Source organism: Streptomyces sp. RPT161, from assembly GCF_027533845.1.
GTDB lineage: Bacteria > Actinomycetota > Actinomycetes > Streptomycetales > Streptomycetaceae > Streptantibioticus_A > Streptantibioticus_A silvisoli_A.
The window spans coordinates 168458-193861 of sequence record NZ_JAPZVN010000004.1 but is presented as its reverse complement, the minus strand read 5'-3'; the positions used below and the strand labels follow the sequence as shown (position 1 = coordinate 193861).

The following is a 25404-nucleotide window of genomic DNA, read 5'->3' as shown; positions in this document are numbered from 1 at the left end:
CCCGCCCACTCTGAGGGCCGCGCTCCATGACCCCGAGGGGCGCCATGTATATGCCAAGAGTTGACGCGGGGCGTCACGGTACGCTTGGGGGGCCTGCTGTGTTATTTCCGGGGTGTCCCGGATCCCAGACTTGGATGGACGATGCATCGGTACCGGTCCCACACTTGCGGCGAGCTCCGCGCCGCTGACGTCGACAAAGAGGTGCGCCTGTCCGGTTGGCTGCACAACCGGCGCGATCTGGGCGGCATCCTCTTCGTCGATCTGCGGGACCACTACGGCCTGGTGCAGCTGGTAGCCCGCCCGGGCACCCCCGCGTACGAGGCGCTGGACCGGCAGACGAAGGAGTCCGTGCTCCGGGTCGACGGCCGCGTGCTCGCCCGTGGCGCGGAGAACGTCAACCCCGAGTTGCCGACCGGTGAGATCGAGGTCGAGGTCACCGAGGTCGAGGTGCTGGGCGCCGCCGACCCGCTGCCGTTCCCGGTCTTCCCGGAGGACAACGCCAACGAGGAGGCCCGGCTCACCAACCGCTTCCTCGACCTGCGCCGTCAGCGCATGCACCGCAACATCATGCTGCGCTCCCAGGTCATCGCCTTCCTCCGCAGGGAGATGACCAACCTCGGCTTCACCGAGATGGCGACCCCGATCCTGTCCGCGACCTCCCCCGAGGGCGCCCGCGACTTCCTGGTCCCGTCCCGGGTCCACGCCGGCAAGTTCTACGCGCTGCCGCAGGCCCCGCAGCAGTTCAAGCAGCTGCTGATGATCGCGGGCTTCGACCGCTACTTCCAGATCGCGCCGTGCTTCCGCGACGAGGACAGCCGCGCCGACCGCTCGCCGGGCGAGTTCTACCAGCTCGACGTCGAGATGAGCTTCGTGGAGCAGGAGGACGTCTTCTCCGTCATCGAGACGGTGATGACCGACCTGTTCGAGAAGTTCGGCGGTGGCCGCCACGTCACCTCTCCGTTCCCCCGCATCCCGTTCCGCGAGGCGATGCTCAAGTACGGCTCCGACAAGCCGGACCTGCGCGCCGAGCTGGAACTGGTCGATGTCTCCGGCGTGTTCGCCGACTCCGGTTTCAAGGCCTTCGCGGGCAAGCACGTCCGTGCGCTGGCGGTGCCGGACACCGCGGGCCAGCCGCGCAAGTTCTTCGACCAGATGGGCGAGTTCGCGGTCGAGCAGGGCGCCAAGGGCCTGGCGTGGATCCGGATCGGCGAGAACAACGAACTCACCGGCCCGATCGCCAAGTTCCTCACCGAGGACGACACCAAGGCGCTGATCGAGGCCGTCGACGGCAAGCCCGGCACCGCCGTGTTCTTCGGCGCGGGCGACTTCGACGAGGTCTCCAAGATCATGGGCGCGGTCCGTGTCGAGGCCGCCAAGCGGGCCGGCCACTTCACCGAGGACGTCTTCCGCTTCTGCTGGATCGTGGACTTCCCGATGTTCGAGCGCAACGAGGACACCGGCCAGGTCGAGTTCAGCCACAACCCGTTCTCGATGCCGCAGGGCGGCCTTGAAGCGCTGCAGACCAAGGACCCGCTGGACATCCTGGCCTGGCAGTACGACATCGTCTGCAACGGCGTCGAGCTTTCCTCGGGCGCGATCCGGAACCACGAACCGGACGTCATGTACAAGGCGTTCGAGATCGCGGGCTACTCGCGGGAGAGCGTGGAGAAGGAGTTCGGCGGCATGCTGCGCGCCTTCCACTACGGCGCCCCGCCGCACGGTGGCATCGCCCCGGGTGTGGACCGCATGGTGATGCTGCTCGCCGACGAGCCCAACATCCGCGAGACCATCGCCTTCCCGCTCAACCAGACCGCTCAGGACCTGCTGATGGGCGCCCCGAGCGAGGTCGACGAGGCGCGGCTGCGTGAGTTGCATCTCAGCATCCGCAAGCCCGCGGCCAAGCCGGGCGGAGAAAAGTAGGACATAGCACGACAAAGGCCCCGGAATGTCTGTATGGTTCCGGGGCCTTCGCGTATGCCGGCACGCAGCCATGGCCACGGCGTCTGGAACTGTCTACTAAGGTTCGCCTAAGCTAAGCCGCCGCCGGTTCGCGAGAGGAAGCGACGACATGTGGGACGACGCGTTTCCCAGCTTTCTGATCGGTCTCAGAGAAGGACTTGAGGCCGGTCTGATCGTCTCCATCCTCGTCGCCACCCTCGTGCGCGCCGACCAGAAGTCCCGGCTGCCGCAGGTGTGGACGGGTGTACTGGGCGCGGTCGCGCTCTCCATGAGCTTCGGCGCGGTGCTCACCTTCACCGCCGCCAACCTCTCCGCCACCGCGCAGGAGTCCTTCGGCGGCGCGCTGAGCGTCATCGCCGTCGCCTTCGTCACCGCGATGGTGTTCTGGATGCGCCGCTCCGCGCGCAACCTGTCCGGCGAGATCCGCGAGAAGGTCACCAACGCGCTCTCCATGGGCGCGGGCATGCTGATCGTCACCTCGTTCCTCGCGGTGGGCCGTGAGGGACTTGAGACGGCGCTGTTCCTGTGGACCACCGCTCGCGCCGCGGGCGAGTCCACCGGCCCGATGATCGGCGCCGGGATCGGTCTGGTGCTGGCGGCCGGACTCTGCTGGGGCCTGTACCGCAGGGTGTTGAAGCTCAACCTCACCAGGTTCTTCACCCGCACCGGCATCGTCCTGATCGTCATCGCCGCCGGTGTGTTCGGCTACGGACTGCGCGACCTCCAGGAGGGCGGCGTACTGCCCGGCGCCACCTCGTTCGCCGTCCACCTGAGCCAGAGCGTGGACGCCAGTTCGTGGTGGGGCACCCTGCTCCAGGGCGTCTTCAACCTCACCCCGCAGATGACCTGGCTGCAGACGATCGCGTACGCCGGCTACCTCGTCGTGGTGATGACGCTGTTCGTACGCGGCCTCAAGGCGGCCCGTCCGGCCGCCAAGCCGGAGAAGGCCGAGCCGCAGCAGCGGCCCGCACCGGAGAAGCAGGCCGAGGCCGAACCGCGCCCCGCGCAGAAGCAGCCCCGCAAGCGCCCCGCGTGGGTCGTCCCCGCCGCCGTGGTCGCGGTCCCCGTGGTGGTCGCCGGAGGCGTCATCGCGGTGTCCGGTTCCAAGACCGACCAGTCGCAGACCATCGCCGTCTCGGAGGCCGACTGCGGCAAGGGGTTCAAGGCGCCCAAGCCGGGCCGCCAGAGCTTCCAGATGCACAACACCGGCAACAAGACCTCCGAGGTCTACCTGATCGACCCGTCGACCAACGCGGTCTACGGGGAGATCGAGGGCCTCGCCCCCGGCACCACCCGCGACCTGGTCGCCACCGTCGGAAGCGGCTCGTACGCCTGGCGCTGCGTGCCCACCGGCGGCAAGGTCACCACCTCCGCGGCGATCCAGGTCAGCGGCGGCGGCAACGTCACCGCGGTGGCCCCGGTCTCGGAACAGGACCTGCAACCCGCCCTCGCGTCCTACAGGTCCTATGTCAACAAGGGCCTGGCCACCCTGGTCACCCAGACCCAGACCCTCCAGGACGACGTGAGGAACAACGACCTGGACGCCGCCAGGCGCGACTGGCTCACCGCCCATCTGACGTACTCCTCGCTGGGCGCCGCCTACGGCACCTTCCAGGACTTCGACAAGAAGATCAACGGGCGGGCCGACGGTCTGCCGCAGGGCGTCAACGACCCCGGTTTCACGGGCTTCCACAAGGTCGAGTACCAGCTGTGGCACGGCGCCTCCGCCTCTGACGTGCAGGGCAACGCCGACCAACTCGTCAAGGACGTCCAGGGGTTGCAGAAGGCCTTCCCCACCCAGGACTTCGACGTCTCCGACCTGCCGCTGCGCACCCACGAGATCCTGGAGAACACCCTCCAGTTCGAGCTGACCAGCGACACCGACGAGGGCAGCGGTACGAACCTGGCGACCGCCAACGCCAACCTCACCGGTACGGGGGAACTCCTCGACGTGCTGCGGCCGTTGATCACCAAGCGCTCGCCGCGGCTGATCGGCACCGTGGACGCCGACATCGCCCGGGTCCGCAAGCTCCTCGACGCACAGCACGACGGCGACAACTGGACGCCGGTCGAGAAGCTCGACGCGACCACCCGCGCCACCCTCAACGGCGCCACCGGCCAGCTCCTTGAGGACCTGTCCCCGATCCCCGACCTCCTCGAGATCCGGAAGTCTGCCTGATGTCCTGTCCTGTGAATCACGAAGCCATGTCCGCCGCCGCCCAGGGCGGCTGCCCGGCGGGGCACGGGCGCCGTTCGTTCATGAAGACGGCACTGGGCGCGGGCGCGGCCGGTGCCGTGCTCGCCGGTGGCGGCGTCGCGCTGAGCGCGGGCCGGGCCTCGGCCGAGACCGACGGCACCACGGAGCATGGCGCGCCGATCACCAGCCGGGCGGGCGCCGTCGACTTCCACGGCCAGTACCAGGCGGGCATCCTCACCCCGCAGCCGACGGCCGCGACGTTCGTCTCGTTCAACGTGATCGCGCAGAACCGCAAGGAACTCGCCGACCTGTTCAGGACGATCACCGAGCGGGCGCGCTTCCTGACCGCCGGAGGCACTCCGGTCGACCTCGGCGTCGGCGCGCCGCCGTCCGACAACGGCATCCTGGGGCCGGTCGTTCCGGCCGACGCGCTCACCGTCACGCTCGGCGTCGGCTCCTCGTTGTTCGACGACCGCTTCGGGCTCGCCAAGGCCAAGCCGCGCAAGCTGACCCCGATGCGCACCTTCCCCAACGACAACCTCAACCCGGCCGAGTGCCACGGCGACCTGTCGCTGCAGATCTGCGCGGGCAGCCAGGACAGCGTGCTGCACGCGCTGCGCGACATCGCCAAGCACACCCGTGGCGCGATGCAGATCAAGTGGAAGATCGACGGCTTCCAGAGCGCGCCGCGTCCGACCGGCGCCCAGCGCAACCTGCTCGGTTTCAAGGACGGCATCGCCAACCCGGACGTGAAGTCCCCGCGCGAGATGGACCACCTGGTCTGGGTGACCGGCTCAAGTGGTGAGCCCTCGTGGGCGGTTGGCGGCAGCTATCAGGTGATCCGCATCATCCGCATGCTCGTCGAGTTCTGGGACCGGGTCTCGCTCACCGAGCAGGAGAAGATGTTCGGCCGTCGCAAGGACACCGGAGCACCGCTCGACGGCGTCACCGAGACCGACGTCCCGGACTACGCCAAGGACCCGCAGGGCAACGCGATCCCGCTGGACGCGCACATCCGGCTGGCCAACCCGCGCACCGCCAAGTCCGACGAATCGCGCATCCTGCGCCGGGGCTTCAACTACGACCGCGGCGTGGACAACGTCGGCAACCTCGACATGGGACTGGTCTTCTGCTGCTACCAGCAGGACGTGGTGCGGCAGTTCGAGGCCACCCAGACCCGGCTCATCGACGAGCCGCTGGTCGACTACATCTCCCCGACCGGCGGCGGCTACTTCTTCTGCCTGCCGGGCGTGCGGGACGAGAACGACTGGCTGGGCCGCGGCCTGCTCTCCGCCTAGGCGGCGAGCCCTTACCAGTGGGGTTGCGGTTCGTTCGGCACCGCCGGGCTCTGCCCTCGTGGTTTCTTGCCGACGCGGCGGAAAAGACCTGAGGGCAAGCCCCAAACCCCTCGGATGCCGGGGGCCTGGGGGCTTGCCCCCGGGTTTCCTGCCGCCGCGACGGTGAGCGACCACGACGAAGCGGGACCGGCGGCGGACCAACCGCCCAATCCGCCCAGCGAAACGCGTTACGCGGCTTCCGAGCCTCCGAAGCGCTCGCGGTAGGACTCCAGGTCCTCCTCCGTGATCTTGGCGAAGAGGACCGGGGGAACGGTGAACGGCGTTCCGGCCGGGACCGCGTCCAGCGAACGGGCCTGGTCCGCGGTCACCCACCGCGCGTCGTCGTCCGACAGGTCGAACGACGAGCGCATAGCCCGCGCGGAGGCCGGGATGAACGGCTCGGAGACCACCGAGTACAGGTGGATCAGGTTCATGGCGGTGCGCAGGGTGAGCGCCGCGCCGTCCTGGTCGGTCTTGATCTCCAGCCAGGGAGCCTTCTCCTCCAGGTAGGAGTTGCCCGCACTCCACAGCGCGCGCAGCGCCTGCGCGGCCTTGCGGAACTGCAGGGCTTCCATGTGCTCCTCGTACTCGGCCAGCAGCTCCGCGATCTGCTCGCCCAGCTTGGCCTCCGCCTCGCCCGCTTCGCGGCCCGCCGGGACGGTGTCGCCGAACCGCTTGCGGGAGAAGGACAGCACGCGGTTCACGAAGTTGCCGAGGGTGTCGGCCAGGTCCTTGTTGACCGAGGAGGCGAACAACTCCCAGGTGAAGCTGGTGTCGTCGGACTCCGGCGCGTTCGCCATCAGGAAGTAGCGCCAGTAGTCGGCGGGCAGCAGCTCAAGCGCCGCGTCGGTGAACACACCGCGCCGCTGGCTGGTGGAGAACTTGCCGCCGTAGTAGTTCAGCCAGTTGAAGGCCTTGACGTAGTCGACCTTCTTCCACGGCTCACGGGTGCCGAGCTGGGTGGCCGGGAACATCACCGTGTGGAACGGGACGTTGTCCTTCGCCATGAACTCGGTGTACCGGACGGTGTGGTCGGCCTCGTACCACCAGGACTTCCAGTCCCGGTCCTCCTGGTCCGTGTCTCGCGCGGCGTCCGCCCACTCCTTGGTGGCGCCGATGTACTCGATCGGGGCGTCGAACCAGACGTAGAAGACCTTGCCCTCGGCCGCCAACTCCGGCCAGGCATCGGCCGGTACGGGCACGCCCCACTCCAGGTCGCGGGTGATCGCACGGTCCTGGAGGCCCTCGGTCAGCCACTTGTGGGCGATGGAGGAGGCCAGCGTCGGCCACTCCTTGCTGCCGTTGGAGTCCAGCCAGCCCTCGACCTCGGGCTGCAGCTTGGACTGGAGCAGGAACAGGTGCTTGGTCTCCCGGACCTCCAGACGGCTGCTGCCGCTGATCGCCGAACGGGCGTCGATCAGGTCGGTCGGGTCCAGCACCCGGGTGCAGTTCTCGCACTGGTCGCCGCGCGCCTTGTCGTAGCCGCAGTGCGGGCAGGTGCCGACGATGTAGCGGTCGGGCAGGAAGCGCTCGTCGTCCAGCGAGTACACCTGGCGGATCGCGCGCTCCTCGATGAAGCCGTTCTCCTTCAGCCGGCGCGCGAAGTGCTGGGTGATGTCGCGGTTCTCCGCGGAGGAGCTGCGGCCGAAGTAGTCGAAGGACAGCTCGAAGCCGTCGTAGACCGCCTTCTGCGCTTCGTGCTGCTGCGCGCAGAAGGTGTCCACCGGCAGTCCGGCCTCCTTGGCGGCGAGTTCGGCGGGGGTGCCGTGCTCGTCGGTGGCACAGATGTAGAGCACCTCATGGCCGCGCTGCCGCAGGTACCGCGCGTACACGTCGGCGGGGAGCATGGACCCGACCATGTTGCCCAGGTGCTTGATGCCATTGATGTACGGCAGGGCGCTGGTGATCAGGTGTCGGGCCATTGCTCGGGCTCCCAGGATTCGTCTACGGCTGTAGACATCGTATATGCGGGCTCCGGGCGCCTGTCCCCGGAAAATCCCCCGTCACTCCCGCCTCAGCGGTCGCCGAGAAGCCGCTCAACGACCAGGGCGATTCCGTCCTCTTCGTTGCTCGCGGTCACCTCGTCGGCGACCGCCTTCAGCTCCTGGTGCGCGTTCGCCATCGCGACGCCGTACGCGGCCCAGCCGAACATCGGCACGTCGTTGGGCATGTCACCGAAGGCGATGGTGTCCGACGCGGTCAGTGAGAGCCGACGGGCGGCCAGCGACAGGCCGGTGGCCTTGCTCAGGCCCAGCGGCAGCAGCTCGACGATGCCCTCGCCCGCCATGACCACGCCGACCAGGTGGCCCGCGGCGCCCCGGGCGATCTCGGCGAGCGCGTCGTCGCCGAGCCGCGGGTGCTGGATGAACACCTTGCCGATGGGCGCGGCCCACAGCTCGGCGCGCTCCCTCAGTCGCGTGATCGGCAGTTCGGTCGCCAGCCGGTAGCCGTCGCCCATCAGGAACTCGCCGTCCAGGCCGTCCCGGACGGTGGCGACGGCCAGCTCGCCGGTCTCCGCCTCGATCTTCGCCAGCGCCGTCGCCGCCGCCCGCCGGTCGAGCGTCACCGAGGTCAGCAGCCGGTGCTCCCCGGCGTGGTAGACCTGCGCACCCTGTCCGCAGACCGCGAGGCCCTGGTAGCCGAGGGCGTCCAGTATGTGCTTCGTACGGGATACGGGGCGCCCGGTCACCACGATGTGCGCGGCGCCCGCCGCGGCGGCCGCGGCGAGCGCGTCACGGGTGCGCCGGGAGACGGTGCCGTCGCCGCGCAGCAGGGTGCCGTCGAGGTCGGTGGCGATGAGGCGGTATGGCGGCGTCACTTGGCGACGGGCTCCAGCACCTCACGGCCACCGAGGTACGGCCGCAGCACCTCGGGCACCACGACCGAGCCGTCGGCCTGCTGGTGGTTCTCCAGCAGCGCCACGATGGTGCGGGGCACCGCGCACAGCGTGCCGTTGAGCGTGGCGAGCGGCCGGGTGACCTGCTTGCCGTCCCGGTCCTCGCGCATCCGTACGGAGAGCCGGCGGGCCTGGAACTCGGTGCAGTTCGAGGCCGAGGTCAGCTCGCGGTACTTGCCCTGGGTCGGGATCCACGCCTCGCAGTCGAACTTGCGGGACGCCGAGGCGCCGAGGTCGCCGGTGGCCACGTCGATCACCTGGAACGGCAGGCCGAGCGAGCTGAGCCACTGCTTCTCCCCGGCCAGCAGCCGGGCGTGCTCCGCCTCGGCCTCCTCCGGGGCGACGAAGCAGAACATCTCCACCTTGTCGAACTGGTGGACCCGGAAGATGCCCCGGGTGTCCTTGCCGTATGTTCCCGCCTCGCGCCGGAAGCAGGGCGAGAAGCCCGCGTAGCGCAGCGGCAGCCGCGCGGCGTCGAGGATCTCGTCCATGTGGTAGGCGGCGAGCGGTACTTCGGAGGTGCCGACCAGGTAGTAGTCGTCCTTCTCCAGGTGGTACACGTTCTCCGCCGCCTGGCCCAGGAAGCCGGTGCCCTCCATGGCCTGCGGGCGGACCAGGGCCGGGGTGAGCATCGGGGTGAAACCGGCCTCGGTGGCCTGCGCGATGGCCGCGTTGACCAGGGCCAGCTCCAGCAGGGCGCCGACGCCGGTGAGGTAGTAGAAGCGCGAGCCGGAGACCTTCGCGGCGCGCTCCACGTCGATGGCGCCGAGCGCCTGGCCCAGCTCCAGGTGGTCCTTGGGCTCGAAGCCCTCGGCCGCGAAGTCGCGCGGGGTGCCGACGGTCTCAAGGACCGCGAAGTCCTCCTCGCCGCCGACCGGGACGTCGGGGTGGACGACGTTGCCGAGCTGGAGCAGCAGGCGCTGGGCCTCCTCGGCGGCCTCGTCCTGCTCGGCGTCGGCGGCCTTGACGGCGGCGGACAGTTCGGCGGCCTGCTTGAGCAGTTCGGCCTTCTCGTCGCCGGTGGCCTTGGGGATGCGCTTGCCGAGCGTCTTCTGCTCGGCGCGCAGCTGGTCGAAGCGGGAGCCGGACGACCTGCGCCGCTCGTCGGCGGAGAGCAGTGCGTCGACGAGGCCGACGTCCTCTCCACGGGCGCGCTGGGAGGCGCGCACACGGTCGGGGTCCTCACGGAGCAGGCGAAGGTCAATCACGGCTACAGGCTACCGGGACGCCGACCGTGGCCGCGACAAGTTAAGTGCGTTATGTGGCGATTTGCCCGTTTTAAGGAAAGGGTGGGGAAAGTCGATAAGGGTGGGAAACTTATCCGTCAACCGAATTCACCGCATCCCTCCCTGGGGGGCATCTCCCCTGTGGAGCAGGGGAGTTGGGGCCCTGGTTATCCACAGGCGAGTGGGGATGCTTTTCGTTATCCACAGGGTGTGCGCGGCGTCTGTGGAGAACGGTCTTGATCGTTTTGTGGTACGAGCTGGCGGCAATGATTCCGGGTTTAAACCGGCCCCATACTCACTTTCGAGTGAGAATCACTCCGCTTGACTCCCTCTATAGGGTTGCCTGCCGGAATTAAGCTGACGGATGATGCGTGCCTGCCTCCTACGCCCGGTTGTTCTTGTTGAACCGATTTGTCGACTAAGCCGCATTACCCCCAACGCCGATCTGTCGACTTATCCCCAGCCCGAGCGGCACCTGTGGATAACTCCGTGGATAACGCGTCCGCCCGCAGGTCTCCGCCCGCCGCGGCGGCGAGCAGCCGCCACGGTCGGAGGCGGGCGATACCGAACCGGCCCGCAGCGGTCGCGCCGCCGACCGACCGGCAGGCGGGCGCTACGCCCGGCCGTCCAGGGCTCGGGTCAGCCAGTCGGCCGCCGCCGCGAACTCCTCGTCCGTGGTGCCCGGCCGCACCTGCGGCGGCGTCTCGTCGGCCCGCGGGTACGAGCCGAGGAAGCGGATCTGCGGGCAGATCCGCTTCAACCCCATCAGCGCCTCGCCGACCCGCCGGTCGGTGATGTGCCCCTCCGCGTCCACCGAGAAGCAGTAGCGCCCGATGCCGCCACCGGTCGGCCGGGACTCGATGCGCAGCAGGTTCACCCCGCGCACCGCGAATTCCTGGAGCAGTTCGAGCAGCGCCCCGGGGTGGTCGTCACCCAGCCAGAACACCGCCGACGTCTTGTCCGCGCCGGTCCGCGCCGCCGCCCGCCCGGGGGCCCCGACCAGGACGAACCGGGTCTGCGCGTTGGGTGCGTCGTGGATCTCGGTGACCAGCGGTTCGAGCCCGTACGTCCGCGCCGCGAACGCGCCCGCGAACGCGCCGTCGAACCGGCCCTCCTGGACCTGCCGCGCCCCGTCCGCGTTGGACGCCGCCGACTCCCACACCGCCTCCGGCAGGTTCGCCTTCAGCCAGTTGCGGACCTGCGGCTGGGCCACCGGATGCCCGGTGACCGTCTTCACGTCGGCCAGCGTGGTGCCCGGCCGTACCAGCAGTGCGAAGGCGATCGGCAGCAGTACCTCGCGGTAGATCATCAGCGGTGTGCCGGTGGCCAGTTCGTCCAGCGTCGCGGTGACCCCGCCCTCGACCGAGTTCTCGATCGGCACCAGCGCGCCGCCCGCCTCCCCGTTGCGCACCGCGTCCAGCGCGGCGGGCACCGAGACCATCGGCACCAGCTCACGGGTCGCCGCCTCCGGAAGCGTACGGAGCGCGGCCTCGGTGAAGGTGCCTTCCGGCCCGAGATACGTGTACCTGGCGGCGGACGAGGACATCATGGGGCCACCCTAGTGCGACGGCAGCCCGTCGGGGGCGCCCGTCCAGTACCTAGGACTCCAGCAGCCGCTGCCCCACGTACTCGCCCGGTGCGCAGCCGCCCGGCACCGCGAACAGTGCGCTGGACTCGTGCCGGATGAAGCGGGACAGCCCGTCCGCGCGGTCCAGCTTCTGCTGCACCTTGATGAAGCCGTTGAACGGGTCCGACTGCCAGGCCACGAACAGCAGTCCGGCGTTGGGCGTGCCGTCCTGGTCGTATCCGTCGTGGTACGAGAACGCCCGCCGCAGCATGGCCGCGCCCCCGTTGGAGGCGGGTGCGGCGACGCGGATGTGGGCGTCCCCGGGGATCGCCAGCGAACCGTCCGGGTTGATCTTGTTGAGGTCCACCGGCGTGGTCTCGGTTCCGCCCGACAGCGGAGCGCCGTCCGACTTGCGCCGCCCTATCACCCGCTCCTGGCGGTCCAGCGACAGGTGGTCCCAGGAGTCCAGCAGCATCCGGATGCGCCGCACCACCGCGTAGGAGCCGCCGTTCAGCCAGCTCGCGGCGCCGGTCTGGCCGGAGACGAAGATCTTGGCGGCGAAGTCCTTGTCGGTCGGCTTGGGGTTGTTGGTGCCGTCGATCTGGCCCATCAGGTTGCGCGGCGTCCTGGGCCGCTCGGTGGCTCCGGGGGCGCGGTTGAACCCGTTCATCTGCCAGCGCAGCGTCGCCGTGCCGGCCGCCTCCTTCTGGAGCACGCGCAGCGCGTGGAAGGCGACCAGCCCGTCGTCGCCGCCGATCTGCACCCACAGGTCGCCGTCGCTCAGCTTGGGGTCGAGCGCGTCGGAGGAGAACGGCGGGATCGGCGCCAGGTTCTCCGGCACCCGGTCCTTCAGCCCGGTCTTGTCGAAGAAGCCGAGACCGAAGCCGAAGGTCACGGTCAGCGAGGACGGCCCGGCGTCCAGGGCGATCTGGTTGTCGCCGTTCGGGGCCCGTCCCGCCGTCATCGCCTCGGCCGCCGCCGACCAGCGGCGCAGCAGCGCGGCGGCGCCCTTGCGCCCGGCGTCCGGTGCCAGGTCGAAGGCGACCAGGTGCCCGGTGGCCTGCGCCGGGTCGACGATGCCCGCCTGGTGGTCGCCGTGGAAGGGGACCGCCGTACTGCCCACCGACGTCAGTGGCGCGTGATCGGACGTCGCCGCGTACCCGTACGCACCGCCCGCGCCGCCGACCACCAGGCCCGCCGCACCGGCGGCCGACGCGGCCCCCAGCAGCCGCCGTCTCGTTATCTCCTGACGTACCGTCAGTTCACTTTTTTCCGCCGCCGGTTTGGCCGTAGCTTTCTTCATCAGCCGATCGCCACATTCTTGGTCTCGGTGACCTCGTCGATGTCGGAGGTGCGCACGGTCAGGGACAGTTGCCACTGCCCGGCCATCGGCAACTGGACGGACTCCGCCGTCCACGCGCCGGTACCGGCGTGGCTGAGCTTCACCGGCAGCGGCCCTATGCCCCGGGACCTCAAGGTGAACGAGAGGTCCACCTCGGGCACGTCGACCGGGTTGCCCGCCGGGTCGGTCAGGATCAGGTGCAGCTCGTTGCTTCCGGTACGGGCCGGGTCGATGTGCACGCCGGCGGTGCCCTTGCCGTTCGCCCCGCCGGTGTCGTACGGGATGGCGGCGAACACCGGTCCGCCGCTCACCGGCACCGCGCCAGGCGCGGCCCCCGCCGCGGCGGCCTCCTCCACCGCCCGGCCCGGCTCGGTACCGCTGAGCACGGTGGAGACCGCCAGCACGATCACCGCGACGGCCGCCTCGGCCAGCACCGATCGGCGCAGGCCGGTGCGCGCCGGATCGGCGTCCCGGTGCCTGCGTGCCCGTGCGGTGGCCAACGCGGCCCGCTGCCGGGCGAGTTGGGCGGCCCGCGCCGGATTCGTGGACGTCGTCTCGGCGGGCCCTGCGGCCGGTACCGGTTCCGGCTCGTCCTGCGGGACGTCCTGCTCGGCCAGTCGGCCGGTCCAGCGCCGGGAGACGTACGCGGCGGCGAGCACCACCGCGACCAGCGCGACCTTGGCGATCAGCAGTTGCCCGTACGAGGTCGTCAGCAGCGCGTGCCAGGAGCCGACCTGCCGCCACGCCTGGTAGCCGCCGGTCGCCGCCAGCACGCACACGCACCCGAAGGCGATCCGCGAGAAGCGGCGCACCGCCTCCCGTTCGATGCCCGCGGTCCGGTACAGCGCGGTCAGCAGCGCGGCGAGCCCGCCCAGCCAGACCGCCATCGACAGCAGGTGCAGCATGTCGAGCGGCATCGCCACGCCCGGCTGGATGCCGACCGAGGCGTGCTCGGCCAGCGACCAGGTCGCCGCCAGCCCTGCCGCGATCGCCGTGCCGCCGACCGCCAGCCCGACCGCCAGGTTCCGCCGTCCGGCCCAGCCACCCCGGGTGAACGCGGCACCGAACAGCACCGACAGGAACACCGCCGCCGCGGCGAGCAGCAGCAACCGGCACAGCAGCGCCGTTCCCGGCTTGGTGTCGACCACCGACCGCACCGCACCGAGGTCGAAGACCCCGCCAAGGCCGGTCCCGTTGACGTAGGGGCCGCGCAGCAGCAGCAACGCCAGCGTGGAGACCGCCATCGCCGCCCAGCCGCCGACCGCCAGCCGTCGCATCACCCGCAGCCGGGCGCCGCGCGGCCAGCACACCGCGAGGAACGCGCAGCAACCGACCAGCAGCGCGAACCCGCCGTACGCCACATAGCGCCCGATCCCGTACAGCACCCCGGCGGCGCCACCGCCGACGTCCTGCCGGGGCAACGCCGCCGAGGTCTTCGACGGCGCGCCGATGGAGAACGTCCAGGCGCCCGCGACCGGATGGGTGTCCGCCGAGACCGCCTTCCACGCAACGGTGTACGTGCCGTTGCCGAGGCCGGTGCGCAGCGGCACGGTCGCGGTGTCCGTGGCGCCGTTGGCGTGCTGGGCGGCGCCCTGCTGGACCTCCTTGCCGGACGGGTCGAGCACCCGTACCGAGTCGCTGGACAGCAGCACGCCCTCGGAGAAGGTGAGCAGCACCCGCGACGGCGCCGAGGGCACCACCGACCCCTCGCCGGGGTCGGTACGCAGCAGCGCGGCGTGCGCGGACGCCGGGGCCGCCCCGGCCAGCAGGGCTGTCAGCAGCGCGGCGAGCACCAGCAGCAGTCGCCGCGCGGTCGTCCTTCCCCCTGTGGTGGTCAGCGGTTCGGCGGCCATGGGCGGATCAGCCCTTCGGCCGGTAGGTCGCCGGTTCCACCGGGACGGTCACCGTGATCGGCGCCGACTTGGCGAAGCGCAGGGTGAACGACACCTTCCCGCCCACCGTCGGCTTCTTCTTCAGCCCCATCAGCATCAGGTGGTTGCCGCCGGTGCTCAGCACGAGCCTTCCGTGCGCGGGCACAGTGAACGACTTGACCTCCTGCATCATGTCCGACTCGGTGCGGTGCATGGTGACGTCGGAGGCCACGTCGCTGGTGACACCGGTCAGTTGGTCGTCGGCGCCGCCGGTGTTGTCCACCGTGAAGTAGCCCGCCGCCATGTCGTCCATCGCGGGCTGCGGCACGTATCCGCCGCTGACCTTCAACTCGGGCCTGGCGCTGGCTGGTTGGGAGGAGCCCGCGGGCTTTCCGTTGCCGGAACCGGAGGATCCGCATCCGGTAAGCGCCACCGCGCCGATCGCGAGAGCGGCCGTGGTCGCCGCGAGTCGTCTCACAGGTCCTCACCCTTGATCAACTTGGGGATGTCACGCTGGTACGTGTCCGAGTCCGCGCTGTCGGTGTACGCGTAGTGCGCCTTGTCGTCCTTGGGGGAGAACGCCAGGACCTCGGCGCTGTGCGTGACGGTGTAGCTGCCGTCCTGCTGCTTGACCGGCTTCTCGATCGTTATGCCGAGCGACTTGGCGCCCGCCTGGATGGTGTTGAAGTCGCCGGTCAGCCCGATGAAGCCCTGGCCCTGGCCGGGCAGCCAGCTGGCAAGGCGCTGCGGGGTGTCCCGGTCGGGGTCGGTGGTGATGAAGATGACCTGGATCTTGTCCTGCTCGGCCTTGGGCAGCTTGCGCTTGGCGTTGCCTATGTCGGACATGATCAGCGGGCAGACGTCCGGGCAGTGCGTGTAGCCGAAGTAGAGCAGCACGGGCTTGCCCGCGGTCTCCTTGGCGAGGTCGAACTTCTGGCCGTGGGTGTCGGTGAGCACCAGGTTCGGCTTGGCCATCGGCGGGGTGAGCGGCAGCGCGCTGCCACTGGCGGCGGAGGCGGAGACCGAGGCGACCGGCTTGTCGTCGGTGGAACTGCCGCACGCGGTCAGGGCGAGCGCGGCGGCCGCCGCGAAAGCCGCGCAGAGCGCGACCGTGCGGCTGCGGTGGTTACGTGTACGCATTCAGGGATTCCCCAAAGGTGGTGCGGGCCCCGGCCCGCGCTGGACGGACCGGGACGACCGTACGGAGAGAAGGTCAGGCGGCGGAGCCGTCACCGCGGCGGCGACCGGCGAACACGCCGTAGCCGACACCCGCGGCGCCGAGCACGATGCCGACGACGCCCAGCACCCGGGCGGTGTCGTCACTGTCGCCGGACGACTTCGCCGCGGTGGACTGCGCGGCGGTCTGGGTGGCGTCGCCGCTCTTGGCGTCGGTCAAGGTGATGGTCGGGGCGGGGTGCGCGGGCTCAGCGCCGCCCGGCGTCGAGGTGTCGATCCAGCGCACGACCTGGTTGTTGTCGTAGGTCTGGAGCGCCTTGAAGGCGAGCGTGCCGGTGTCGGTCGGCAGCGGGCCCAGCGCGACCGGGAAGCGCTGGAACTCACCCGGCTTGATCTGGCCGCCCGACCAGGTGATCTTGGTGACGGCCTCGGTGACCTGGCCGTCGTCGGTGCTGATCGGCTTGGCGAGCTTGGTCTTGGTGACGGAGGCGGTCCAACCCGGAACCGGCTCGGTCTGTACCGAGGCGAGCGGGTGGTCGGTGGGGAAGTTGACCTCGACCTTGACCGTGTTGGCGTTGTCCTCCTCGTTGGGGACCTTGAACTCCACCGTGCTGTAGCTGCCCTTGGCGGCGGTGGTCGGGGTGACGGTGACATGCGCGAAGGCCGGTGCGGCGAGCAGCAGCACGGAGGCGCCGGCGGCGGCGCCGACGGCCGCGAGACGGTTGATGGCGCGCTTGCGTGAGGTGGTCATGGTCATGATGTTGGAACTCCACGGATGCGGAAGGCGATCTTCAGGGTGACGCGCATGCGGCCGCGACCCCAGTAGCCGACGGGCGTGTTCCGCCGATCCGTGTGTGTTAGGGGAGGTCGCGTCAGGCCGCGAGGGCCAGGGCGGGCGGACCCCGCCGGATCACCGAGTGCTGAAGGAGCACCGACTCCGGATGCGCGCAGCCGTACGCCGCACGGCCCCGCCGTACCCCGGTCAGCCGCTCGGCGAGCAGTCCGGCGACGAGGGCCAGGGTCCGTACCGCGATCAGCGCGACGCGCAGCGGCAGCAGTCCGGCGGCCTGCCGCACACCGTGGCCGGACAGCTGCACCAACCGCCACAGCGCGGCCTCACCGCGGCGTAGCAGCCATCCGGTGACCAGCGCGGCGGCCAGATGGCCGAAGAGCATCGGCAGCGAGTACGCCAGACAGCCGTGCCCGACCGCCATTCCCGGCATTCCGGGCATGTTCTGAGGGGGGGTGGGAGCTGACGACGGGTCGATATGGGCCTGCCGCAGCAGACGCTCGGCGCTGTCCGGGGTCAGCCGCAGCAACTGGTCGTTGCAGAGCAGATGCCCGGCGAGCGCCATGATCCGGCTCGACCGCCCGTCGGTCACCGGTTCGGCGCACCACTGCCCGGCGCTGAACAGGGCGTGCAGGCCCAGCTGGCCGCCCAGCAGGGCCGCCGCGATGCCGGGCAGCGAACGCTCCCGTCCCGCCAGCGGCGCGGCCACCGCCAGCACCCCGGCCCAACCGGCCAGCAGTGCCCACAGCGGGATGCCGCTCCCGGACGCCATGGAGTGCCCGGCCGCGGACAGCGTGACGCAGACCGCGGCGAACACCGCGGCCCTCAGCAGTCTCAGATCGGCGCCGGCGCGCACGGGGGCAGTCATGGCGGCCGTCATCATCCCACCCGCCCCGGGCAACCCGAACAGCAGGGTGCCCGGCTCGGGGCGGTGCGCGAAAGGTGCCCCATTACTCCGCTATGTCTGTTCTATGCGTCCGCCGAATGAGCGGCATCACGTCAACACCACGCTTACCGGTCGACTTTCGCGGCAATACGTATCCGTACATCGAGCCGCGGCCAGGAGGCTGGAGCATGAGCATCTGGTGGTCACTCCATTTGCGGCGCGAAGCTGCGAGCGTTCCGCTCGCCCGTCGGCTACTGCTCGGCACGATGGAGACCGCGGGCGTCGATCCGGACATCTCCTACGACCTGTCGGTGGCGCTCTCCGAGGCGTGCGCGAACGCCGTGGAGCACGCGGGTGGCGCGAGCACGGGCGGCGGATACCAGGTCACCGCCCACATCGAGGGCGACCGCTGCCGGATCGAGGTCACCGACTCGGGACCGGGCTTCCCACTCGGCCGCATCCGGCGCACCGTGCGCCCGCTGGGCCGCAGGTCCCACCAGTCGGAGCACGGCCGGGGGCTGTTCCTGATCGAATCGCTGGTGGACCACGTCCACTTCCACAACAGGCCCGGGCATGGCGCCGTCGTCAGCTTCGACAAGGTCCTCAAGTGGCGCGAGGACTCGTTGCTCAAGGCGTCCTGACCACGACCGCCACCATCCCGCGGACCGGCCCGCGCTGCTCGCGGCGGGTGAGCCCGGACCGCGGTGCGGGGCGCGCACCCCGTACCGCGATCGTCAGGCCGTCGGCCTCAGCCGCGCAACTCCCGCATCCACGCCTCGACTTCGTCCGCCCGCCGCGGCAGCGCCGCCGACAGATTGCGGTTGCCGTCCTCGGTGACCAGGATGTCGTCCTCGATGCGGACGCCTATGCCGCGGTACTCCTCCGGCACCAGCGTGTCATCGGCCTGGAAGTACAGACCGGGCTCCACGGTGAGCACCATGCCCGGCTCCAGCGTGCCGTCCACATAGGTCTCGGTGCGGGCCTGGGCGCAGTCGTGCACGTCGATGCCGAGCATGTGGCCTGTGCCGTGCAGCGTCCAGCGGCGCTGCAGGCCCAGCTCCAGTACGCGCTCCACCGGGCCCTCGACGATGCCCCACTCGACCAGCTTCTCGGCCAGCACGCGCTGCGCGGCGTCATGGAAGTCGCGGTACTTGGCGCCCGGGCGGACGGCGGCGATGCCCGCCTCCTGGGCCTCGTACACCGCGTCGTAGATCTTGCGCTGCAACTCGGTGTAGGTACCGGAGATGGGCAGGGTGCGGGTGACGTCGGCGGTGTAGAGGGTGGTGGTCTCCACCCCCGCGTCCAGCAGCAGCAGGTCGCCGGAGCGCACCGCGCCGTCGTTGCGCACCCAGTGCAGGGTGGTGGCGTGCGGACCGGCGGCGCAGATGCTGCCGTAGCCCACGTCGTTGCCCTCGACCCGGGCGCGCAGGAAGAAGGTGCCCTCGATGTACCGCTCCGAGGTGGCCTCGGCCCTGTCGAGGACCTTCACCACGTCCTCGAAGCCGCGCACGGTGGAGTCCACCGCACGCTGCAGCTCGCCGATCTCCCACTCGTCCTTGACCAGCCGCAGCTCGCTGAGGAACTCCTTCAGCTCCTCGTCCCGCCCGGCGTCCAGCACCTCGGCGAGCGCCTGCTCAAGACCGGCGTCATAGCCGCGGACGATGCGCGTCGGGGCCGGGGCGGCGGCGGTCAACTCCTCGGCGGTCCTGCGCACATCGCGGGTGGGCAGCCCCAGCAGCAACTCGCCCTCGGCCAGACTGTGCCGACGGCCGACCCACAACTCACCCTGGCCGTCCAGCCAGAACTCGCCGTTCTCCCGGTCGGAACGCGGCAGCAGGTACGCGGTCGCGGTGTGCCCGTCCGCCGTGGGCTCCAGCACCAGCACGGCGTCGTGGGTCTGGTCGCCGGTCAGGTGCACGTACTCCGACGAGGCGCGGAAGGAGTACTCGGTGTCATTGGAGCGGGTCTTCAGGTTGCCCGCCGGGATCACCAGCCGCTCGCCGGGGAAACGCGCGGAAAGTGCGGCGCGGCGCTCGGCCGCGTACCGAGCCTGGGCGATCGGCCGCAGGTCACGCAGCTCGGTGTCGGCCCAGCCGGACTTCATCAACTCGGCCAGTTCATCGGAGACGGCCGGGTACAGGCCGTTCTTCCGCTGCTTGATCGGCTCATCGCCTTCGGGGTTCTCCGGGGCGCGCTCCTCGGCCACGTCATGCCTCCTCGCACTAGGACGAATGCCATCGTAAGCGCGTGCGGGCGCGTGCAGACCGGCCTGTGGACAACACTTGCACCAGCCTGTGGACAACATCTGTCGGGGCCGCGTCAAGCGGCTCTCCGCGGGCGCCGCTCGGTCGACGTTCAGTCGTCGAAGCGGGTGGCCAGCAGCACGATGTCGTCGACGCCCGGCGTCTCCCGCTCGTCCGGCAGGCAGACCCGCAGCATGTGGTCGGCGAGCAGCTCCGGGTCCTCCTGGGCGGCCCGGGGCGCGTCCGCCGCCGCCGCGTGCAGCAGCGCGAACGCCCGGTCCACGGGCTGGCCCATCCGGTGCAGCAGCCCGTCGGTGTACAGCAGCAGTGTCTCGCCGCGCTCCACCTCGAACTCCACGCTGGGCGCCTCCCAGCAGCTGAGCATCCCCAGCGGTGCGGACAGCGAGGTCTCCACGTACTCGGCGCGCCGCTCGCCGACGACCAGCGGCGGGCAGTGCCCGGCCCCGGCGAGCAGCAGCTTGCGGCTCCCCGGCTCCACGTAGGTGAACAGCGCGGTCGCCGACCGGGCCGGTTCCGTCACCCGCAGCAGCAGCTCCAGGTCGGACAGCACCGCGACCGGGTCCTCGCCCTCCATGACCGCGTACGCCCGCAGCGACGCCCGCAGCCGCCCCATCGCGGCCACCGCGCTGGGACCCGAGCCGGTGACCGAGCCGACCGCCAGGCCGAGCGCGGCCTCCGGCAGCGGCAGCGCGTCGTACCAGTCACCGCCACCGCGCGGCCCGGTCCGGTGCCGCACCGCCATCCGCACCCCCGGCACCCGGGGCAGCCTGCTGGGCAGCAACTCCTCGCGCACCACGGCGAGGGTGTCGTGCGCCCTGGTGTGCTCGATCTGCCGGGCGACCAGCTCGGCCGCGTACCGCACGTACAGGGCGGCCAGATGCCGCTGGCGCTCGGTGGGTTCGGCCGGTTCGTCGTAGAGCCAGACCACGGCGCCGAGCCGGCCGCAGCGGGTGGTCGACAGCCGCAGTCCGTAGCTGGCGCCGAAGCCGAGCTGCCGGGCGACCTCGCGATGGCGCTGGTCCAACTCGGGTTCCCGGGCCAGGTCGGTGTGCAGCACCTCCACCAGGCCGTCGGCGTAGCCGACCACCGGGCCGTCCAGCAGGCGGCCGAAGGCGGCCTCGCCGCGCGGCACCGTCTCCATGGTGCCGAGGTCGGCGCGCGGCAGCCCGTAGCCGATGGAGGTGTGCGGGCCCAGGCCGTCGGCCGGTTCGAGGACCGCCAGGCCGCGGCGGGCGCCGACCAGACCGGCGCCGGTGCGCAGCAGTTCCTTGAGGGTGGCGTCGAGGGTGGCGGTACGGGCCAGTTCCTCGGTCAGCTCGTGCAGCGTGGTGAGGTCGGAGATCCAGGAGGCCATGCGGTCCTGGAGGGCGGCGAGCTGGTCGATCGACCGGAAGGCCTCGGCGAGTCCGTCGGCCGCGGGGGTCGTGGTGCGATCGCCACGCGGTGCGGAGGGCGCTGTGCGCGAAGAGGCTCCGCTGGCCGCGGACGGTTTCCTCGGGGCTTCGGCGGATGGCTCTGACGGGGTGCCGGCGGTGGTCTCGGCGGGGGGTGAGTCGGCCACGCTGGCGGGATTCTCGGTGACGCCGGTAGTGGGAGGATCGATTCCGGCCACTTTCGGGATGCGGGCTGTACTCATGGTCGGGGGCTTCCGGAGTGAATCCGGTCGCAGTGGAGGTTGCCCGGATTTCTACCGCTTTGCTGGTATTCGGGCGTGACGTTTGTCTCGGCGGCTGAACTGCCCTTTTCTGTCAATAGCATTGCAAACCCCCATGTCATGCTGCGCCGCTATCAATACCTCCCTTGTACACGCATGGATGAGGGCATGTCCAGGATTGCGCAGGTGGCCGCGCGGGTGTCTCTGAGGGGCCACAGAAGCGGCTCATGGTGAGAGGTTGACTTAAAATAGCCGTCGGCTAAGTCAATTCACGATCGACTGGCGCCAATCAGTGCCAATCACCAGCGTGTCCAACAGTGCGTCATATCCGCGTCGGCGGGTACGTACGTGATGGGACAGGGGCAGGGCCGCCCGATCGACCAGATCCGGCAGGAACCCGCGACCCGGCCCGCGCGTCCTACACGACGACGGCTGACGAACCCCTGTACAAGGGGTTGCGACAACAGAGGCGTTGCGAGCAGAGGGGTGTCGGCAAGCGGCACCGGCGTCGGAACTTTTGCAGGACAGCAAGCGAAACGCCATGTAAGCGCCACCCCTCGCCATGTTTCACGCTTGGCCGACGGCGTGATGCGCTGCCTCGTACGCGGTGTGCTGCCCTCATGGGGGAGACGCGTTCGGTTGGTAACGGGCAGATCCTGGAGCGTTTACGGGAAAGGAACGAGCGCACATGCGCGAGATCCTCGGAAGGCGACGCGGGTTCATGTGGTCCAAGTGGTCCAGGCGGGAGCGGTCGACACCGCGCGGCGCGGCACTCACCTACGCCGAGCGGTGGAGCTGGCCGGTGGTACCCGGCGTCGGAACCGGCTTGGCGGCCGAGGAGCGGCGCGGTTCGTCCCGCGGTGATGCGGCGCTGACCTGCGCCTGCGCGCGGGTGGACTGCGCCGTGCCCGGCGCGCATCCGCACGACCCCGACCTGCTCGCCGCGACGACGGATGCACGGATGGTCGGCTGGTGGTGGATCAAACGCCCGGACGCCCCCGTGCTGCTCGCCACCGGCCGCACGGTGTCGGCGGTCAGCCTGCCCGCCAGCGCTGGTGTCAGGGCGCTGGCCACGCTCGACGCGATGGGGGTGCGGCTCGGCCCCGTGGTCGCGACGCCGACCCGCACCGCGCTGCTGGTCGCGCCGTACTCCATGGAGGAACTCGGCGAACTGTTGCACCAGCACGACTGGGTGCCCTCCTCGCTGCGGTACCACGGGCGCGGGGGCTACGTGGTGCTGCCGCCCTCGCGCACCGGTGCCGGCCGGGTGGGCTGGGAGCGGGCGCCGCAGCCGGGGCCGGGGGGCGGGGCGCCGTGGCTGCCGGAGATCTCGGTCATCGTCGACACCCTGGTCGAGGCGGGATCGTCCGCGCCCGACGGCAGCCGTCTCGCGTACTGAGGGCCTGACATCCGCGGCTGTTCACTCTTTCGGGTGTGAGAGGCCGCCCATAGCGGCTTGTACCGCGCGCGGCCACCGGAACAGCCCTGTTCCGCCCGATATGTTCGGCTCCATCAAGCTGTCCCCGGCACCGCAGGTGGTCCCCATGGAGCGCGCGTCGAATCTGCGCATGATCGCCCTGGCAAGCGTCGCAGCCCTCGCCGTGGCGCTGCCGCTCGCCGCCGCGACGGCGGGCCCGGCGGAGCACGGAAAGGCGTCGGCGAAGACGCCCGGGCTGGTCGGCGACGCGTCCCGGAACGCCTCCAGGGGCGCCGCCGGTGGCGCGCCCGGGAGAACCGCCGACGGCAAGCCGGGGGAATCACCGTCGGAAGCCGCCGGTCTGCTGGGCGACTCAGGGCTGGGCCTTCCGTCAATTCCCGCAGGGGGCGCGTCCGCCGGTATGCGATCCAATGCCGGAGGGCAATCTTCCGCATCTGCCGACTGCGGCCCGCAACTCACTTCGCGGAACGCCGTCGAGGCCCAGACCTGTGTTCTCACCGACGGCCGTGAGACCTGGGGCCGCACCTACTACCGGAATATGACCGGCGGCCCGCTCAACGCGGTACTCACCCTCATGCGACCCGACCAGCGAACCGTGGTGGTGCACTGCCCGATTGCCGCCGCGGCCGATCCCCGGGTGTGCGAGACGCCGCACGACCCCACCGTGACCACTGGCCAGGACGCGCCGTCGTACCAGGCGGTGGCGGAGTTCGCGGCGCCGGACGGGGACCGGGTGTTGCTGCACGCGGGCAGCAACGAGGGCGGCGACCCGGATCAATAGACGCTGGTCCGGTCGGTATCGGCGCGACTGACCCGTCGGCGGCATCCGGACATGGAAAGGCCCGGTCGCTGGCGACGGGGGATGCACCAGCGACCGGGCTGTAATTAACGGTAACAAGAGATCGCCCGTTCGCAAATTCGTGTGCCGAGATCAAAACCCCTATTTACCAGCCCCTATGGGGAGTTGTGACGGGGATCACGCGGGAATCACGTGCCGATCACGCACTGGTGAACGTTTGAACCGATGGCGGTCAGCTGCCGTTCAGCTCAGCGTGATCTGCCGATTCGCCAGGCCGCTGCGCGCCTTGCGCTCCTGCGAGGTCAGCGGCGCGTCCGAGGCCAGCGCCTCACCGAGCCGCTCGCCGAACGCCGCGGCGGGCTGCTCGACGTCCTCCGCCCGCATCGACACCGGCAGGTCCCACACCGGCACGACCAGGCCGTGCGCGCGGAACGAGCCCACCAGCCGCGTCCCCTCGCCCAACGACGAGGCGTCCGCCGCGTGCAGCCGGGCCAGCGCGTCCAGCAGCTTCTCCTCCGGGTGCGGCATCACCCAGCGCAGATGGTTCTTCTCCGGGGTCTCGCACCAGTACGCGGCCTCAACTCCGGTCAGCCGTACGGTGGGTAGCGCCGCCTCGTTCGCCCGCTCCAGGGACGCGGCGACCTCACCCGTGGCCTTCGCCGCCTCCTCCGGGCCGCCCAGCCAGAACTCGAAGCCGGTGTGCACGACCGGGGTGAACGGCTCGGTCAGGTCGAGCAGGTCCTGCAACCGGGGGGCGGACGGGTCCGGGCGCACCGCCTCCACCTGGTTGCCGGGCTTGGTCTCCAGCGCGCGCCGCAGCGTTTCGGCCAGATCGCGGCTGATGTCCCCGGACGCGGTGTCGTTCTGCAGGCCGAGCAGTACGGCGCCGTCTTCGCGGCGCAACGCGGGCCAGGCCATCGGCAGCACGGTGGCCAACGTCACCGACGGTACGCCCTGCGGCAGTCCGCCCTTGAGCGCCAACTCCGCGGTGGCGGCCGGGACCAGCTCCCGCAGCGCCACCCAGTCGCACTCGCCGGGCAGGCCTTCGAACGGCCGCCGCACCAGCTCGGTCACCGCATGCGCCGCCGCGCGCCCGTGGCAGGCCTTGTACCGGCGGCCGGAACCGCACGGGCAGGCCTCCCGCGCACCGACGACCGGGACCTCCCCGTCGCCGGGCGCGGCCGAGGGCTTGCGGTCCTTGGTGAGGGGGCGCTTCTTGGCCATGACTGGGTGTCTCCCGCGTGCGGTGTACGTTTCCCACGCGAGCCTAGTGCCCTACGGGCCGCGGACGTTGTCGCGCCGGACGTGTCCACCGGTGAAGAAGCCGCGGCGGAAGTCGGGCCGCTGTCAGCCCAGTTCGTCGAAGAGGCCGCCGAGGTCGCCCAGCGCGGCGGGCACGGCCATGCGCGTGCCCACGGCGTCGCGTCGCACGTGCCGACCGCGCACCGGCAGCACCGCCCACACCGTCACCTCGCCGGGCCGGTCCCTGACGCCCCAGTCGAGCGACAGGGCACCGACGATGCCGAGTCCCCGACCGCCGCGCGCGGTCAGCGAGGGGCTGGACGGCTTGGGGCGGGTGGGCCCGCCGCCGTCGGTCACCTCCAGGGTCAACAGCCCGTCCGCGTCGAGCCGCCAGGCCGCGCGTATGCCGGAGTCGCGCACTCCGTCGCCGTCACCGTCGATCGGGCGGCCGTGCCGACACGCGTTGCTCAGCAGCTCCGACAGGACCAGTACCGCGTCGTCGACCACCGTGTCCGGGGTCTGGCACTCGCCCAGTTCCTCACGTAGTCGCCGACGTGCCGCACCTACCCCCGCCGGACCATGAGGCAGGGCCATGGTCGAGGATGCCGTTACCTCTCGGGCTGCCACCAACGCCACCCCCGCTACCTCCTTCACCCCGCGCCACGGATTGGATGCCCCAAAGGACTGGACCGGAAACAGGCCATTCACCGTCCCTTGGTGCACTCTTGGCAGTCGAACACGGTCCGAACGCGCCGGTGTA

Annotated in this window: 20 protein-coding genes; 6 read left to right on the top strand and 14 right to left on the bottom strand. The window is 70.6% G+C overall.

Annotation, left to right across the window (positions count from 1 at the left end; genetic code table 11):
* Positions 1-141 precede the first annotated feature (141 nt).
* From aspS to efeB (O5O46_RS11890), 3 genes are all read left to right on the top strand, one after another.
* The gene (gene aspS, locus O5O46_RS11900) at positions 142-1920 is read left to right on the top strand and encodes an aspartate--tRNA ligase (protein ID WP_269855320.1); all 1779 of its coding nucleotides are present in this window, start codon (positions 142-144) and stop codon (positions 1918-1920) included.
* Positions 1921-2068: 148 nt separating this feature from the next.
* Positions 2069-4138 carry an iron uptake transporter permease EfeU gene (gene efeU, locus O5O46_RS11895; protein ID WP_269855319.1) on the top strand — a complete coding sequence of 690 codons (2070 nt, stop codon included), beginning with the start codon at positions 2069-2071 and terminating at the stop codon, positions 4136-4138.
* 26 nt (positions 4139-4164) lie between these two features.
* Positions 4165-5454 (top strand): iron uptake transporter deferrochelatase/peroxidase subunit, encoded by a 1290-nt coding sequence (gene efeB / locus O5O46_RS11890; RefSeq protein WP_269855318.1) that lies wholly within the window; start codon positions 4165-4167, stop codon positions 5452-5454.
* A 227-nt stretch (positions 5455-5681) separates the two neighbouring features.
* Here efeB (O5O46_RS11890) and metG read toward each other — a convergent pair whose 3' ends face one another.
* The 10 genes from metG to O5O46_RS11840 all read right to left on the bottom strand — a co-directional run bounded on the left by metG (position 5682) and on the right by O5O46_RS11840 (position 17229).
* A complete protein-coding gene (metG, locus tag O5O46_RS11885; RefSeq protein ID WP_269855317.1) occupies positions 5682-7415 on the bottom strand; it encodes a methionine--tRNA ligase in 1734 nt (577 codons plus the stop codon).
* Positions 7416-7507: 92 nt separating this feature from the next.
* Entirely contained in the window at positions 7508-8311 is an 804-nt protein-coding gene (locus O5O46_RS11880) for an HAD family hydrolase (protein WP_269855316.1), read from the bottom strand.
* On the bottom strand, positions 8308-9597 hold the full coding sequence (gene serS, locus O5O46_RS11875; RefSeq protein WP_269855315.1) for a serine--tRNA ligase: 1290 nt from the start codon (positions 9595-9597) through the stop codon (positions 8308-8310). The genes O5O46_RS11880 and serS overlap by 4 nt, the downstream gene beginning before the upstream one ends.
* Before the next feature lie 631 nt (positions 9598-10228).
* On the bottom strand, positions 10229-11161 hold the full coding sequence (gene pheA / locus O5O46_RS11870) for a prephenate dehydratase (RefSeq protein WP_269855564.1): 933 nt from the start codon (positions 11159-11161) through the stop codon (positions 10229-10231).
* A 52-nt stretch (positions 11162-11213) separates the two neighbouring features.
* Positions 11214-12485 carry an iron uptake transporter deferrochelatase/peroxidase subunit gene (gene efeB / locus O5O46_RS11865; protein WP_269855314.1) on the bottom strand — a complete coding sequence of 424 codons (1272 nt, stop codon included), beginning with the start codon at positions 12483-12485 and terminating at the stop codon, positions 11214-11216.
* Positions 12485-14377 carry a copper resistance CopC/CopD family protein gene (locus O5O46_RS11860; RefSeq protein ID WP_269855313.1) on the bottom strand — a complete coding sequence of 631 codons (1893 nt, stop codon included), beginning with the start codon at positions 14375-14377 and terminating at the stop codon, positions 12485-12487. The genes efeB (O5O46_RS11865) and O5O46_RS11860 overlap by 1 nt, the downstream gene beginning before the upstream one ends.
* Before the next feature lie 7 nt (positions 14378-14384).
* Positions 14385-14873 carry a copper chaperone PCu(A)C gene (locus O5O46_RS11855; protein WP_269855312.1) on the bottom strand — a complete coding sequence of 163 codons (489 nt, stop codon included), beginning with the start codon at positions 14871-14873 and terminating at the stop codon, positions 14385-14387.
* The gene (locus tag O5O46_RS11850) at positions 14870-15535 is read right to left on the bottom strand and encodes an SCO family protein (protein WP_269855311.1); all 666 of its coding nucleotides are present in this window, start codon (positions 15533-15535) and stop codon (positions 14870-14872) included. Before O5O46_RS11850 ends, O5O46_RS11855 begins: the two co-directional genes overlap by 4 nt.
* A 73-nt stretch (positions 15536-15608) precedes the next feature.
* The gene (locus tag O5O46_RS11845) at positions 15609-16322 is read right to left on the bottom strand and encodes a YcnI family copper-binding membrane protein (protein ID WP_269855310.1); all 714 of its coding nucleotides are present in this window, start codon (positions 16320-16322) and stop codon (positions 15609-15611) included.
* Between the two features lie 121 nt (positions 16323-16443).
* Positions 16444-17229, bottom strand: coding sequence for a hypothetical protein (locus O5O46_RS11840; RefSeq protein ID WP_269855309.1), 786 nt, complete (start codon positions 17227-17229; stop codon positions 16444-16446).
* 206 nt (positions 17230-17435) lie between these two features.
* Here O5O46_RS11840 and O5O46_RS11835 point away from each other — a divergent pair, with 206 nt between their 5' ends.
* Positions 17436-17888, top strand: a complete 453-nt coding sequence (locus tag O5O46_RS11835; RefSeq protein ID WP_269855308.1) for an ATP-binding protein — start codon at positions 17436-17438, stop codon at positions 17886-17888.
* Positions 17889-17995: 107 nt separating this feature from the next.
* Here the strand turns inward: O5O46_RS11835 and O5O46_RS11830 are convergent, their stop codons facing one another.
* Both O5O46_RS11830 and O5O46_RS11825 read right to left on the bottom strand, forming a co-directional pair.
* Positions 17996-19453 (bottom strand): aminopeptidase P family protein, encoded by a 1458-nt coding sequence (locus O5O46_RS11830; protein ID WP_269855307.1) that lies wholly within the window; start codon positions 19451-19453, stop codon positions 17996-17998.
* Between the two features lie 149 nt (positions 19454-19602).
* Positions 19603-21147 carry a PP2C family protein-serine/threonine phosphatase gene (locus O5O46_RS11825; RefSeq protein ID WP_269855306.1) on the bottom strand — a complete coding sequence of 515 codons (1545 nt, stop codon included), beginning with the start codon at positions 21145-21147 and terminating at the stop codon, positions 19603-19605.
* A gap of 706 nt (positions 21148-21853) precedes the next feature.
* Between O5O46_RS11825 and O5O46_RS11820 the strand changes: the two genes are divergently transcribed.
* The gene (locus O5O46_RS11820; protein WP_269855305.1) at positions 21854-22564 is read left to right on the top strand and encodes a bifunctional DNA primase/polymerase; all 711 of its coding nucleotides are present in this window, start codon (positions 21854-21856) and stop codon (positions 22562-22564) included.
* Between the two features lie 145 nt (positions 22565-22709).
* The gene (locus O5O46_RS11815; protein WP_269855304.1) at positions 22710-23384 is read left to right on the top strand and encodes a hypothetical protein; all 675 of its coding nucleotides are present in this window, start codon (positions 22710-22712) and stop codon (positions 23382-23384) included.
* A 261-nt stretch (positions 23385-23645) separates the two neighbouring features.
* On the opposite strand, the gene O5O46_RS11810 is transcribed toward O5O46_RS11815, so the two are convergent.
* Both O5O46_RS11810 and O5O46_RS11805 read right to left on the bottom strand, forming a co-directional pair.
* Positions 23646-24626, bottom strand: a complete 981-nt coding sequence (locus tag O5O46_RS11810) for a DUF5926 family protein (protein ID WP_269855303.1) — start codon at positions 24624-24626, stop codon at positions 23646-23648.
* Positions 24627-24749: 123 nt separating this feature from the next.
* A complete protein-coding gene (locus O5O46_RS11805) occupies positions 24750-25238 on the bottom strand; it encodes an ATP-binding protein (protein ID WP_443072465.1) in 489 nt (162 codons plus the stop codon).
* Positions 25239-25404: the final 166 nt, after the last annotated feature.

Bases quoted from the DNA above. Each gene is read 5' to 3' on its own strand.
- aspS (WP_269855320.1), top strand. From the start codon at position 142: ATGCATCGGTACCGGTCCCACACTTGCGGCGAGCTCCGCGCCGCTGAC.
- efeU (WP_269855319.1), top strand. From the start codon at position 2,069: ATGTGGGACGACGCGTTTCCCAGCTTTCTGATCGGTCTCAGAGAAGGA.
- efeB (WP_269855318.1), top strand. From the start codon at position 4,165: ATGTCCGCCGCCGCCCAGGGCGGCTGCCCGGCGGGGCACGGGCGCCGT.
- metG (WP_269855317.1), bottom strand. From the start codon at position 7,415: ATGGCCCGACACCTGATCACCAGCGCCCTGCCGTACATCAATGGCATC.
- pheA (WP_269855564.1), bottom strand. From the start codon at position 11,161: ATGTCCTCGTCCGCCGCCAGGTACACGTATCTCGGGCCGGAAGGCACC.
- efeB (WP_269855314.1), bottom strand. From the start codon at position 12,485: ATGAAGAAAGCTACGGCCAAACCGGCGGCGGAAAAAAGTGAACTGACG.
- O5O46_RS11860 (WP_269855313.1), bottom strand. From the start codon at position 14,377: ATGGCCGCCGAACCGCTGACCACCACAGGGGGAAGGACGACCGCGCGG.
- O5O46_RS11850 (WP_269855311.1), bottom strand. From the start codon at position 15,535: ATGCGTACACGTAACCACCGCAGCCGCACGGTCGCGCTCTGCGCGGCT.
- O5O46_RS11845 (WP_269855310.1), bottom strand. From the start codon at position 16,322: ATGACCACCTCACGCAAGCGCGCCATCAACCGTCTCGCGGCCGTCGGC.
- O5O46_RS11840 (WP_269855309.1), bottom strand. From the start codon at position 17,229: ATGACTGCCCCCGTGCGCGCCGGCGCCGATCTGAGACTGCTGAGGGCC.
- O5O46_RS11835 (WP_269855308.1), top strand. From the start codon at position 17,436: ATGAGCATCTGGTGGTCACTCCATTTGCGGCGCGAAGCTGCGAGCGTT.
- O5O46_RS11825 (WP_269855306.1), bottom strand. From the start codon at position 21,147: ATGAGTACAGCCCGCATCCCGAAAGTGGCCGGAATCGATCCTCCCACT.
- O5O46_RS11820 (WP_269855305.1), top strand. From the start codon at position 21,854: ATGCGCGAGATCCTCGGAAGGCGACGCGGGTTCATGTGGTCCAAGTGG.
- O5O46_RS11815 (WP_269855304.1), top strand. From the start codon at position 22,710: ATGGAGCGCGCGTCGAATCTGCGCATGATCGCCCTGGCAAGCGTCGCA.
- O5O46_RS11810 (WP_269855303.1), bottom strand. From the start codon at position 24,626: ATGGCCAAGAAGCGCCCCCTCACCAAGGACCGCAAGCCCTCGGCCGCG.
- O5O46_RS11805 (WP_443072465.1), bottom strand. From the start codon at position 25,238: ATGGCCCTGCCTCATGGTCCGGCGGGGGTAGGTGCGGCACGTCGGCGA.